This window comes from Advenella mandrilli (assembly GCF_016595155.1).
Lineage (GTDB): Bacteria > Pseudomonadota > Gammaproteobacteria > Burkholderiales > Burkholderiaceae_B > Advenella > Advenella mandrilli.
In genome coordinates this window covers 16,788-30,026 of the sequence record NZ_JAENGP010000024.1, presented here as the reverse complement: position 1 = coordinate 30,026, position 13,239 = coordinate 16,788, and the positions used below count along the sequence as shown (strand labels likewise).

Sequence of the window (13,239 nt, the reverse complement as noted above, 5' to 3'; positions counted from 1 at the left end):
ATATCAGGGCCGGTGCAACGACACCCCCCATGGCGGCAGCCAGTGGCAATGCGGCAAGCCTGAAATTGGATAAGGCCCCTTCATGAATTTCCCGGCGGATTTCCATCCCGACCACCAGAAAAAAAACGGTCATGAGCGCATCGTTAATCCAAAAATGCAATGATTGCGAAAACACATAGGTGCCAATGCCAATGGAAAATGGCGTGTGCCAAAGATCGTGATAACTGGCCGAAAAAGAGGAATTGGCCCAGATTAATGCAATGGCGGCTGCCACCAGCAAAACAATACCGCTCACCGCTTCAATATGAAGAAAACGGTCCAGTGTTGAAAAAGCGCGTTCAGCCAAAATTTGCGCACGCGGCAAAGGCTGCCGTGACGGGTGTTGGTTCATAAGTATGTATACTCCGCGTGGCGGCCCGACCAACGCATTAACCTGTTTCACTGCGACACTGCAGTGATAACACCCGCCAAAAATTCTACCTGAAAGAATGATTAGGCACAAGCCAACAACAGGGTTGGCTAACACCCTGTTGATAAGCTGTTTGCTTATTCCCATGCAGCCAGAAAAAATCAACACCTGAGAATTTATGTATTCGCCCCTGCGACAAAAAAGAGATTAATCTGATCAATGATAAAATTAATTTCCTTATCCAAAAGCACAAAAGCAAAATATCATTATGTTTCCCAAAAAACTTTCCGAAGGCTATGCTTCCTTCCTGAATGGCCGACTTGAACGAGAACATGCCCGTTATAAAAAACTTGAAGAAGACGGGCAACATCCTGAGATCATGATTATTGGTTGTGGCGATTCAAGAGTTGCGCCAGAAACCATTTTTGATGCCGGTCCAGGTGAAATATTTGTGATTCGCAATATTGCCAACCTGATCCCCCCCTGTGAGTCAGATGTTGAAACATCTTTCCATGGCACCAGTGCCGCCGTTGAATTCGCGGTTAATGCCCTGAAGGTTAAGCACATTGTTGTGCTGGGCCATGCCAGCTGTGGGGGCATTGCGGCCTATGCCAACAAGGCAGCACCGCTGTCCCAGCGTGATTTCATTGGAAAGTGGATGTCCCAGATTGCCCCGGTGGCTGATAAACTGGGACCACCACAAGGTGACCGTCAACACTGGATACGCCAGCTTGAATGGGCGGTGGTGGAGTACAGCCTGAACAACCTCATGACCTTTCCGGCTGTACGCGAACGGGTGCAATCGGGCGAGCTGACCCTGCATGGCGCGTACTTTGGCATTGCCACAGGCTTGTTGTTTGTACGCGACCCGATCACGGGCGACTTCAGCGCCCACACCGAATAGGCCCTTCACAGGCCAGTGCCGGGGCTGCCGCCAATATCAAACAGCTTAACGTTTTAAACGTAGCTGTTTTCAGAAAAGTGGCAACGCCTGGCACTACCTGGCTTGCTGGCGTGAACTTATTGCTTGGGCATTTGCAATGAAATAATTCGCCCCGTTCAGAATTGCCAATTTACCGACACGTTACCCGCCACCGAATTTTGTCCCGTACGGAAAAACTGGCTGTAAATATTGGCCCCAATCGAAAGATTCTGTCTTGCCTGGTAAACCAGCCCCGCCTGCAAACCCAGCGCATCACGTCCCCTAACCTGATTCCTGTTGCTAAATCCTGCCTGGGGATAGCCGTCAAAATGCACATCAAGGATTGAATCCCGATCCTGCCATTCATGGTCCCAGCTTACCTGCAGGTCAGCCCGCAAATCGGCCTCGTTCTTCAGTGGCAAGTCTACTCCCACACTGAACCCCATTCTGGAGACAAGCGAGTTGAAACGGCTTGAGCTGATATCCAGACGCGTAGCAAGCGGGCCAGACTCTGTCATATCGGGGCGGGACAAGTGTGTATAAGCCAGCGACACCAGCGGGCCTGCACTAACGGTCTCGGACAAGGCCCAGCGATACCCCCCTCCGGCTGTCAATGAACCGCTCCAGCCAGTCCAGTCGGCAGTGTGTTTGGCAGAATAACCGTCAAAATTGATATAACGTTTCAGTTTTGCATCTTCAACACCCAGCTGCACCTGACCAAATGCATACAACCCCGCTTTTTCATCTGGAGCAAAACGGGCATGCAAGCCAAGATTGAAAGCCGTAGACGTGCCCTTGGCTTTGTAGGGATCGTCAACATCAACAGACTGACCGCTAACCGCGCCATAGGCACCAAAGACCCAGGAAGGATTGTTCTCACTGTATTTTTCCGCGCCAAACAAAACCCCATAATTTGAACCGCTGGAACCGACCATGGACCCTCGTTCATCTTGCCATACACCCCCTCCAAAAGGTGTGGCAAAGCCTGTCCAGCCATCAAACCGTGTCTCTCCCGAGTAATACCGGGAGGCACGGCTGGAAACAATACCGCCCACCTGCTGTTCGCGGCTTAACGAACTGGCAAACATGGCACTATAGGCGGAAGGCGTGAGTTGATTAAGTGCCTTTGTAATGACACTGCCATCATTGGCGGAAAAATCCAGGGTCGTTAACAGGGAGCGGGTATCGGCATTGGCAACAGAGGCCAGCCTATACAGGGCACGACCAGCCCCTGTCGCATTATCATTGGCCGCATAGCGGCTGTACGCATTTTCTTGACGGGCAATACGGACCTCAAATCCGCGGGTACCGTCCAAAGCCGCCGTACTGACCGAAAGTGTTGGTGAGTTCAGCCCGACGAAAAGACCTTTAAAATCCCCGTCGATTGATTCTGCCTGGATAAGATCAGTAGAGCGCAAGTGCCAGTTTTGGCCATACCACTCACGCTCCTGAGGCATCAGGAACAACATTCCATCCAACGCTGCCTGACCTTGAACTGCCAAGACATCGTGTTCTTGGGCGCCATTGGTCTCCATAATCAAAATACCGTCGTTCCCTTGTTGATAGTTGCCAACAATATCAACACGACCAATGGAATTCCCGGGCGACAGAACACCATCATTGACAAAACGGCCGCCTGGCTTAAGGGTATAGCGGCCATTTCCTCCCAACGTGGCTTCGGGCGCTATGGTTACGCCATAAATTTCATGTTGGCCATTCAGAACGGTTATGCCACCCGTGGGCTCCAGCACAATATTGTCAATACCCTGGATATTGCCATCATAACGCCAGCGAAAACCTGCATCGGGTAAACCGGTTGCACGACCGTTCGCATCTGGCCGTAGGCCAAAACTTATGCGTGTCAGCCTTGGGTTTCCATTGTCATCCACTTGCGCGTAATCAGAGCGGATATTGCCTTGAATTTGCGCGCCTTGCATCACATTAATTTAGTACAGGCAATTACACAAGAAAGTGGTACGGATGAAATTCCGATGGGCCATGGCTCGCATGTAAGTGGCATTATCGCGGCTAATCGCGATGGTGTGGGTATGCATGGTGTTGCCTTTAATTCGAAGTTATTCGTTGCTCGTTACGGACTAGGTACTCTTGATGACGATGACGATGACGATGACGATGACGATGACGATGACGATGACGATGACGATGACGATGACGATGACGATTATCAGAAGTTTGCTGCAATAACTGATCTCATCTTCTCGAACGCGTGGAACTACATGGCAAAACAGCACCTCGCAGTGATCAATAATAGCCTTGGTGTGAACCATTGTAGTAACGGGGCTGCCAGTGATGGCTCAATGCCCTGTAATGTGGCTGATTTCTTGCCAGAGGCCACGCATTACTTTGATGCAAAAACGTTGTTTCCAAATATTATTGACTCCTTACACAACCTACAAAAAGTCGGCACCTTGATGGTGTTTGCAACGGGCAACGAAAGACAACCTAATCCCGATTTTTTTGCCGGGATGCCTTTGTTATATCCAGAGCTGCAGCCTAATTGGCTCGCCGTTACGGCGGTTAATGCGGATCTAGAGAGTAGCACGCCTAATCTAGCTTGGTATTCCAATGCCTGCGGCTTGGCTAAAACCTGGTGTTTAGCTGCACCGGGGAGCAATGCCGATGATTATGTCGGCATTAATTCGGTGCATAGTGCCGGGGGCTATGTCAAGATGCCAGGCACTTCAATGGCAGCCCCCCATGCGACAGGTGTGGCAGCTTTAGTTAAAGAGGCTTTTCCTTTCTTTACCGCCTATCACCTGCAGCAGTCATTGTTAACCACCGCGACCGACTTAACCCCCTCTGATGGCTATCGTTTAGATGATCGATTTGGGTGGGGGCTATTAAACGCCGGTAAAGCGGTACGTGGTCCTGCGGCCTTTGTATCGATGTTTGATGTCGACACCCAAGGGTATAACGCGACGTTTTCAAATGATATTAGTGACCTGTCCACAGACCCCGATTTTCTTGACCAAAAAGGCTCGTTACGTAAGACGGGCGCAGGATCATTGACCTTAAGCGGTAGCAATACGTACCAGGGCACGACCACCGTAGATGGTGGTACATTACGCATTACGGGTATGCAGAATACGGGTGATCATATAGTAAACGCAGGGGTATTGCGCGTTGATGGCACGATTGCCTCAGGCGTAATGACGACAGTCAATACGCAAGGTGTGTTAGAGGGAGCGGGTACGACAGGCTCGGTGCTCAATAAGGGAACAGTTGCACCAGGCAACTCTATTGGTACCTTGACGGTGAATGGTAACTACACGGCGGCCCCGGGTTCGACTTTGGCGATCGAGGTTGATAACAACAATCGTGTGGATGTTTTGAGCGTCACGGGTAATACAACCTTCCAATCCGGTGCAGTGGTGGCCTTGCAAGGTGAGGTGTTTCGTCAAGGCATCACTTATGACTTCCTTGAAGCGGGCGGAACAGTCGCCAATCAAGGACTTGTGTTTGACTCGTCACTATTGTTTTTAACGCCTCGGGCGACCGCATCGGCATCGGGCTTATCGTTTAATGTACAGCGCAATAGCGTAGCGTTCTCGGACTTCACCTCTGGGCATAATCAGACGGCTGTTGCCAATGCCTTAGATCGCTTATCCAATCAGCATTCGACAGGATTGTCGACCATTTATGACGAGTTATTAAATGGTCAAGGCACTGGGTTTGGCGCAAAAATGGATCAGCTAAGTGGTGAAGCCTATGCCAGCGTAGAGTCAGCACTGTTGACGCAAAGCAAGCTCTGGACAAATGCGGCAAGTCATCGCATGGACACCTTATTTACAGGGTTTTCTGAATCGCAATATCCGATGTGGCTCAGCGTACAACGTCAGTGGACAGACCTAAACGGTCGTAGTGGCACGACCGATGTACGCAACACCACCAATGGACTGTTTATTGGCGGTGATGCGCGCATTGGCACCGACGGGCATGTTGGGGCAGCGTTTGGTTATCACGATGGCAAAGTACGGGTGCATGATCGTCAAAGCCATGCCAAGACCGAGAGCTATACCCTGGCCGTTTACGGGGGCACACAGTGGGCGTTATCAAATGGTCATATGCTGAACTGGCGCTCTTCTGCTGCCTGGACACATCACGATATAGATATGAAACGCAATGGTATTACTGTGGGTAAGCCACAATCGTTAAGTGCCTCCTACCACAGCCAACAAGTACAGGCATATACCGAATTAGGTTATGCCATGCCGGTGAGCACAAGTACGGCGCTCCAACCTTTTGCCCGGCTGGATTGGACACAACAACGTAGTGGCAGTTTTACCGAGTCTGGTGGCGAAGCGGCTTTACATGGGAAACGCCAAACAAATGATGTGACAAGCTTTAACCTGGGCCTGCGTAGCTATTCGGAGTTTGCGCTAAACAATGAGAGCACTGCGCGTGTCTCAGCATCGATAGGATGGCGTCATGCGGAAGGGGATGTGACCCCTACGCGCACCCTGCAGTTTGATCAGCTGCGTGAGGCACGCTTTACCGTTAATGGTGCCCCAATCAGCCGCAACAGCCTGCAGTTAGGGCTGAATGGCGAGGTCGATGTGCATAAAAACGCGAGCATTGGCTTAAACTACAGTGGTGAGTTCGGCGGTGGTAACACCAGCAACGCAGGATCGTTATATCTGAAGGTGAGGTTCTAAACAGACAGCCCAAGGCATAATGTCGCAGATCGGGAAATAAAGCATAAGTCTTCTAAATGGAAGTTTTATGCTTCACGGCACATTTACAATAATGCGCTTTTTAGAACCTTGGCGGGTTGGGGGGGATTCGAACCCCCGAATTCGAATCCCTGCCTGATTCACAGAGAGCATTCAATGCATGAACCTCTATCAGAACTAATCAGGATTCGGGTTACACCGAGTCAATACCAAAAATTGACCGAAGCGTCGATCCTATCTGGCATTAAACTTTCTGAATATATACGTCGCTTATTGATTTCTGCTGACTCGCTACAATCAGAATTAAACCAACTTCGTGAAATAGTCGACTCTCTACAACGTTCCCAAAAATCTGAAAATGCTATTTTGGAAATACTATTTCTTTTACGTAGCACCTTAAGCAACGATCAAATCACCCAAGCTCATTCAAAAATGAGTGAAATAGGCTTCAAAAGCGTCTGATTTTATCAATATATAGTAGGGGTACCGATGAAGCCCTGCTGTTTTCAGAAAATGCACAATCATCTGCCATTTTGATAGACACTGAAGCTCTAGCTTGCTAATGCAATCTTATGCTTATCCAGCTCTTTAAGACCAGATCACCCAGGTTCAACAGCAGCTGAATTCACTAGGTTTCAAAACTTTCTAATTTACCAATCAATAGTAGGGGAACAAATGAAGCTACCTGCAATAGCAGGCACGCTGGCTTTGTGCTGCGTGTCATTATCAGCAAATGCTCAATCAGCCAGCGTCCTTGATGGGACTGAGGGCCGGGCTTGCGAAGCAATCTTATGCTTATCCAGCTCTTTACGGCCAGGTGAGTGCAACCCATCATTAAACCAGTATTTTGACATTAAAAAATATACGAAGGGGAGCCTAGACTGGCCTGCAACTATTGATGCAAGACGCGCTTTTTTAGGTATGTGTCCCAGCAGCACAGCGCCTGGACTCTCAGAACGGATTGATGCCATATCGCGAGGGGCAGGAAAATGTGATCCAGACTACTTAAATAGGGCATATGCTGGAACCAGCTACAGATACCAAAAACGACGAGCACGTTTCACTTCTGATAACGAGTATGAATATTCAAACATAACGAAGATCAAAACCGTCACAGAAAACAAACTACCGGCTTATTGTATCGCTTACGTCAATCACGATTGGACATATGACTTATCCCTCAAATACGTAGGTACACCGATAAAAGGCGGATACTGGATTAAAGCCAGTGAATACGAGGCGGCACAGGCCAAATGGGAAGCGGACCATAACGGACAATGGGCCAAACAGTGGGAATACGCATGGGAGTCCCCCACAAGCGGGAACGCATCTAACAATAGATACGATAGCCGGTAACCATGCTGGCAGAATTTACATTACTAGCCGCAAGCTGTGCGCCCAACGTGCATATAAACACCATATCCGCTTTGGTGAAGCACGAATCAGCAGCCAATGTCTTTGCAATAGGTATTAACAAGGGAAAGCGGCTAACAACACAACCCACTACCCTGACCGAGGCCACAGACATTGCCAATGAACTCATTAAGAAAGGCATTGATTTTGATGCAGGATTAGGTCAGATAAACGTCCGAAACTGGCACTGGCTGGGTTTAAACACCGAAACCGTATTTGACCCTTGCACCAATTTAAGAGCTGCTCAAACGGTCTTGTCTGACTGTTATAGCCGAGCATTAAAGCAACATCAAGATCAGCAAAAGTCATTACAAGCAGCCCTTTCTTGCTACAACACCGGCAATTTTGAGCGGGGTTTTGAAAACGGCTATGTCAATAAAGTCATGGCGCAGGCAGGTATAAAAATACCGGCCATCAAGGCCGGTACAGGCAAAACCCCAAAAAATCCGGTGCAAGTCACCAAAACCACTAAAGACCCCAAATCAAAAAGCTCAAACGATGGTTTCAGTATTAACCGGACAACAGACGGCTTTCGTTTGGCAGATCATTAATTTCATTCATACATTTAGTTTTAAAAGGAACTACAAATAATGAAACGTAGTATTAAAGCTTTTTTTGCCCAACTTTCTCAAAGCAAATTTAAACGTATAGCCAATGCCTTGGCGATAGCTTCCGTAACACCTTCAATTGCTTTTGCTCAAGCAGCAGGTGGCCTAAAAAAAACGGAAACAGCACTAACAACGCTTAAAGATAACCTATATATTATTTTACCGATCGCCGCCGTAATTATTGGGGTCATCATCGCCATATTATACGCGGCCGAAATCATGCGAAAAGACGATGCAGTCCGTTGGGGAATCGGTGTTTTGTTAGCTGGTTCTATTGCTGAAATTGTCACGTTGCTCTGGAAATAGCAATGTCAGAGGATACAAAAAAAAATCCCTATCATTACCCAGTCTTCAAAGGACTCGGCAGAAAAGCCACCTATATGGGGATACCAACGGTTTGGTTTATTGGCACCATCATGATCGTTGGATTTTCTGCCATGATCTTTGGTTTATGGATTTGGCTGTCCTTACTTGTTTTATTACCCGCCATGGCCATCATCACAAAAACTGACGATCGAGCCTTTGACATCTGGGGGCTTGAACTGACAACCCGCTTCAGAAACCGAAATAAAAAATGGTGGAATGGTTCCAGCTATTCACCGGTATCTTATCCACGCCAACGACCTTGGCGCAATTAACAGGATTAAAAATGAGCGCCTTAAAACTCAAGGAACGTTGGGTATCAAGATACGTTCCGTACTCGCATCACGTAACTGATAACATCATTGCGTGCGAAAACAAAGAATACCTGGCCGTGCTCAAAGTGGGAGGACGATCACCCGACGCAGCGGACAAGGCTGAAAAATTTGAATGGATTGAAGCCTTACACAACGTATTACGTGGTCTTCCTTTTGGAAAACTGGGACTTTATTCACATATCATCAGGCGACGGGTAAAAGAATATCCTGAAAGCGAATTCCCACAGGTTTTTGCCCGTAAATTCGATAATGATTACCGGGCAACGTTCGATAAAAACTCACTGATGGTCAATGAATTATATTTGACCATTTTGATACACCCCGTTCATGATCCGATCCTGGGCAAAACAACCTCCTTGGAAAAAGCAAATGCCAAAATGTTAAAAGCCTGGCAAGATGAATCAATAGAAGATTTGAATGCAGCCATTCGAGCCATTAAAGCGGGGCTACACAACTATGATGCACAAGTATTAGGTATCGTAGATCGAACGGGCTACGCCTTTAGCGAAGCTGCTGAGTTTTTATCCTACCTCCTTTCCGGTGAAAAACAGTCCGTACCCCTCACAAAAGGCTATCTATACGATGCCCTCCCCTCCGCCAGACCCGTTTTTTCACGGTTTGGGGAACTGGGTGAGTTACGTAATATTGATAGCACCCAACTGTTTGGCATGATTGAAATCAGGCAATATGCCGATGACACAGAACCCGGTCATCTGGATAAATTGCTATCATCACCCAATGAATTTATTTTGTCGCAAAGTTGGGGTAGCTTTACCGGCTCAGCTGCCAAAAGCATGGTTAAACGCCATAAAAAATTGCTGACAGACTCAAACGATGATGCCACAAACCAACTAAGCCAATTGGACATGGTGATAGAAGATTTGACCGCGGGCAATCTGGGCTTAGGCGACCATCACGGCACTTTGCTGATTTTTGGCGATGAAGCTGAAAAACTCCGACGTGATATAGCAAACACCATTGCACTACTAGCTGGGACGGGTTTCATTGCAAAGCCGCTGGAAAAGGCATTGGAAGCAGCGTACTGGGCACAATTGCCCAGCAACTGGCGGTGGCGACCACGGCCAGTACCAATTACGAGCAACAACTTTTTGTGCATGTCCAGCTTTCATAACCAGTTAACGGGTAAAGCGACTGGCAACCCATGGGGGCCAGCGGCCACCATGTTCAAAACGCATACCGGATCACCCTTTTTCTTCAGTTACCATGAGTCCACCCACGAAGTTGACGAAACCGGCAAACGCCGTTTAGGTAACACCATGATTATTGGTATGTCCGGCACAGGTAAGACCGTATTGCAAGGTGTCTTACTCGCACAAGCTCAAAAATTTGGTGCAACTGCCGTGATCTACGACAAAGATCAAGGCATGCAGGTACTGGTACTGGCCTTACGGGGACAATACTTCAAATTCAATTTAGGTACGCCCACCGGCTGGAATCCCTTTCAAATGGAGCCCATCCCCCAAAACACGGCTTTTATGAGGCGGCTAATCACCTTTCTGGCTGAGTTGCGAGGAGAAACGGTATCCACGGCACAAAGCAAAGAAATATCACAGGCAGTTGAGCAAATGACCACCTTAATTGATATAAAAAGCCGTGGCCTCTCAACATTAACCACATTGCTACCTAACCCATACACAGAAAATGGCGAGTCTTCCGTTCATGCCCGTTTGTTACCTTGGTGCCAAGGCGGTGAATATGGCTGGGTCTTTGATAACCCCGTCGATTTAATGAGCCTGGACACCCCAGCAGGTCATAACCCGATTTTTGGGTTTGACATGACTGAATTTCTGGAAGATGACAAGGTTCGAGCTGCTGCCACGATGTATTTACAGCATCGTGTCCATGCGCTGCATGATGGCCGCAGAATTATTAATCTGATTGATGAGTGCCAGCACCCATTAAAAGATGAACACTTCCAAGCCGACATGCAAGATGCGGCTCGTACCATTCGAAAAAAAAACGGGGTGATGGCACTCAGTACGCAAGAACCGGAAGCTATTGCTAACAATCCGGTAGGTCCATCCCTCATTCAACAGTCCGCCACACTGATTTTTTTGCCTAATCCAAAGGCCAAAAAATCAACCTACATGAATGACTTCGGCCTAAGTGAATCGGAATTCAACTTAATCAAGGAATTAGGTGAGGCAAGCCGAAAATTTGTAATTAAGCAAGGCGTCAACGTAACGGTTGCCCAGCTGGACCTGTCTGGTTGTGAAGATGCCCTGATGGTCTTTAGTGGCAGTTCGGATATGGCGGAAGTGGCAGAAAAAGCCATTGCTGAAGTTGGTGATGACCCTGAAGATTGGTTGCCTGTTTATTTTGAGCGGGTGAAAAGACACATGGCTGGAAATTAAAGACGATAAACAGTGTCAAGTGCCGAAAGTCGTGTGGTGCGGCTCGCAGCAAAGCGAGGACACGGTCACGACTGGAGGGCGAAGCGAACACTTGACACCAAACGCAGTTGTTATGCTAACAGCAGGGGGAGCAGGTCATCTGCACCCCCTGCCCAGTGGCGAACGACCAAAAATATAGGACATTGAAATGGAAATAAAGACTGATTTCTCTAAATTATGGAAACAAGTTGATCGAATAATTGAAAACAGGCTTCCGTCTGAAAACGAGATGAAAAAAAACGCTTCCTACGAAAACGTACGTTTGCTCTCAGAAAATATGATGAACGCCAAAATTAATATTCAACAATATACAACTATTGAAGATAAGAAAAAGCTTACGACTTTAGTCGATCATTCCAGCCAGTTGTTAAGCCAGCTAGAAAAGCCAACACTAAGCCATGAATTAGTATCATCAAGCAACCATGAAATGGAGCTTTGAGCCATGTTGACGTTTAAAGAATGGTGCCAACATTACGACCACTACGACCCTGAAAGTCAAGAAGCTAAAGACGACTATGCGCGGTATATAGACTGGTCAAAACGGATTAAAGAAGTATTTATAAATGAAATAAGATTAAAAAATACCCGCACTTGCTATGGATGCAAAGCTTTTGTAACGGAACAAGGTACTTCACATTGTTTATTAGGCTTTAATCAGGAACGAGGACAACCCAAAGAGCGCTGTTTCAAACCACTGACCAATACAGATTTATTAAAATCAAGTCTGCTATCCCAGTGGTGCACGACTAAATAAAAAGCTTTTTTTCCAAATAAAGCACTCCCTTAGATATTTGTTTTTCAAATAAATATTTTCAAAATAAAGCCTCTCTGTCTTTCCCGCAAAAAAGGTACGCTCGTCCATTACCATAGACAGCTTCCTCTTTCACCTAACAGGAAATTCAATAATGAAACGACGTTATTTTTTAATGGCTGCGGTTGCCAGTGCCACCCTGCTGGCCGGTTGCAAACAAGGCCCTAATGAAACATTTTTGGGGTATTGGAAAGACCTTGATGACAATATGCCAGTGCATATCAAGCCGAATGGCAATGAATATATGGCCCGCCTTGGTCTTTATAACATGCCGGCAAAGGAGACATCACCAGGCATTATTACGATAGAAACAGCTAACCCGCTACAACTGAAATTCGATTCAAAAACAAATCAACTTCAAAATGTTGACCTTAATAAAACAATTGTTTTTCAACGCATTAACGAAGAGGAGTTTAAGATTCTCGACCAAAAATGGAATAACCCAAATTTCCAAAGCCCCACCAAATAAATAGTCTCGTTTTTAACAGCCAATCCGTTCAATACACATCTGTTATTGAACGTCTTCCCTTCTCACCTAAAACATCAATCCTTAACGGCATTCGCAAAACGGCGAAGGCTTACGCATAGGTATCCAATATGAAAAAAACATTTATTTATGGTCTGCTGGCTGTCACTGTATTCGTCTCTGGGCAAGTACAAGCACAATCAGGCATACCCACTCTCGATGTGAATTCTGTCCAGCAGCTTAATGCCCTGCTGGATCAATTGCAAACCGCAAAAACACAATTGGAACAAACCAAACGACAGCTTGATGCTTTAACGCAATCGTCCGGCTTTGGTTATGTCATAAGTAACCCCAGCGTGCAAGATGCTATCCGTGGAGCGCTGCCTAATGACGCTGCGGCATTGCTGGATCGTCTTGAATCACAAAGTGCCGAATTATCCAGCTCGGTACAAAAAATTACGCAAGCGGTTAATGCCCCTGTCAATTTTGCTCAGGACAAAATTGATATGAAAGCCAAATCAATTCAAATTGCCGCCACCAAAAAAGCATTGTCAGAACAAGCCTATAACGCGATGACAAAACGATTAAAAGTGATTGATGAGCTTCAGGCAAAAATCAATACCACCACCAACCCCAAAGAAATTGCTGAGCTGCAAGCCAGAATTGCCATCGAACAGGCCAATGTCCAAACCGACCAAACCCGAATCACCCTGGCAAATCAACAATTGGAGGCAGAACAATCTCTACTCGAAGCAAGAGCAGAAAAAGTGTATTCAGGTTGGTTTTCTGACGATACTCAATAAA

The 13,239-nt window shown here is 47.0% G+C and carries 14 protein-coding genes; 12 read left to right on the top strand and 2 right to left on the bottom strand.

Translation table 11 applies throughout. The annotated features are described in order from the left end of the window. A partial coding sequence (locus JHL22_RS15215) for a Na+/H+ antiporter NhaA (protein WP_200239342.1) occupies positions 1-391 on the bottom strand: 391 nt, incomplete at its 3' end. A 286-nt stretch (positions 392-677) separates the two neighbouring features. Here JHL22_RS15215 and JHL22_RS15210 point away from each other — a divergent pair. Then, entirely contained in the window at positions 678-1,313 is a 636-nt protein-coding gene (locus JHL22_RS15210) for a carbonic anhydrase (RefSeq protein ID WP_200239339.1), read from the top strand. Positions 1,314-1,468: 155 nt separating this feature from the next. Here the strand turns inward: JHL22_RS15210 and JHL22_RS15205 are convergent, their stop codons facing one another. Continuing rightward, entirely contained in the window at positions 1,469-3,268 is a 1,800-nt protein-coding gene (locus JHL22_RS15205) for an autotransporter outer membrane beta-barrel domain-containing protein (protein WP_200239337.1), read from the bottom strand. On the opposite strand from JHL22_RS15205, the gene JHL22_RS15200 reads away from it, so the two are divergent. The 11 genes from JHL22_RS15200 (at position 3,248) to JHL22_RS15155 (ending at position 13,238) form a co-directional block, all read left to right on the top strand. Then, positions 3,248-6,007, top strand: a complete 2,760-nt coding sequence (locus tag JHL22_RS15200) for an autotransporter domain-containing protein (protein ID WP_200239334.1) — start codon at positions 3,248-3,250, stop codon at positions 6,005-6,007. The two genes, JHL22_RS15205 and JHL22_RS15200, sit on opposite strands and share 21 nt — an antisense overlap. Before the next feature lie 174 nt (positions 6,008-6,181). Next, complete coding sequence (locus tag JHL22_RS16235; RefSeq protein WP_407926782.1) at positions 6,182-6,487, top strand: plasmid mobilization protein; 306 nt, start codon at positions 6,182-6,184, stop codon at positions 6,485-6,487. Between the two features lie 213 nt (positions 6,488-6,700). Then, the gene (locus tag JHL22_RS15195; RefSeq protein ID WP_200239331.1) at positions 6,701-7,381 is read left to right on the top strand and encodes a TrbM/KikA/MpfK family conjugal transfer protein; all 681 of its coding nucleotides are present in this window, start codon (positions 6,701-6,703) and stop codon (positions 7,379-7,381) included. A gap of 2 nt (positions 7,382-7,383) precedes the next feature. Further along, a complete protein-coding gene (locus tag JHL22_RS15190; RefSeq protein ID WP_200239329.1) occupies positions 7,384-7,989 on the top strand; it encodes a lytic transglycosylase domain-containing protein in 606 nt (201 codons plus the stop codon). A gap of 39 nt (positions 7,990-8,028) precedes the next feature. Continuing rightward, complete coding sequence (locus JHL22_RS15185; RefSeq protein WP_200239327.1) at positions 8,029-8,352, top strand: TrbC/VirB2 family protein; 324 nt, start codon at positions 8,029-8,031, stop codon at positions 8,350-8,352. Positions 8,353-8,354: 2 nt separating this feature from the next. Beyond that, entirely contained in the window at positions 8,355-8,684 is a 330-nt protein-coding gene (locus tag JHL22_RS15180) for a VirB3 family type IV secretion system protein (RefSeq protein WP_200239325.1), read from the top strand. Between the two features lie 11 nt (positions 8,685-8,695). Next, complete coding sequence (locus JHL22_RS15175) at positions 8,696-11,119, top strand: VirB4 family type IV secretion/conjugal transfer ATPase (protein ID WP_200239323.1); 2,424 nt, start codon at positions 8,696-8,698, stop codon at positions 11,117-11,119. A gap of 187 nt (positions 11,120-11,306) precedes the next feature. After that, positions 11,307-11,597: a hypothetical protein gene (locus JHL22_RS15170; protein WP_200239322.1), complete on the top strand. Its 291-nt coding sequence runs from the start codon at positions 11,307-11,309 to the stop codon at positions 11,595-11,597. Positions 11,598-11,600: 3 nt separating this feature from the next. Beyond that, positions 11,601-11,912 carry a hypothetical protein gene (locus JHL22_RS15165; RefSeq protein ID WP_200239320.1) on the top strand — a complete coding sequence of 104 codons (312 nt, stop codon included), beginning with the start codon at positions 11,601-11,603 and terminating at the stop codon, positions 11,910-11,912. Positions 11,913-12,063: 151 nt separating this feature from the next. Beyond that, positions 12,064-12,438, top strand: a complete 375-nt coding sequence (locus JHL22_RS15160) for a DUF2147 domain-containing protein (RefSeq protein ID WP_200239318.1) — start codon at positions 12,064-12,066, stop codon at positions 12,436-12,438. A 128-nt stretch (positions 12,439-12,566) separates the two neighbouring features. Further along, complete coding sequence (locus JHL22_RS15155; RefSeq protein WP_200239316.1) at positions 12,567-13,238, top strand: TrbJ/VirB5 family protein; 672 nt, start codon at positions 12,567-12,569, stop codon at positions 13,236-13,238. Position 13,239: the final 1 nt, after the last annotated feature.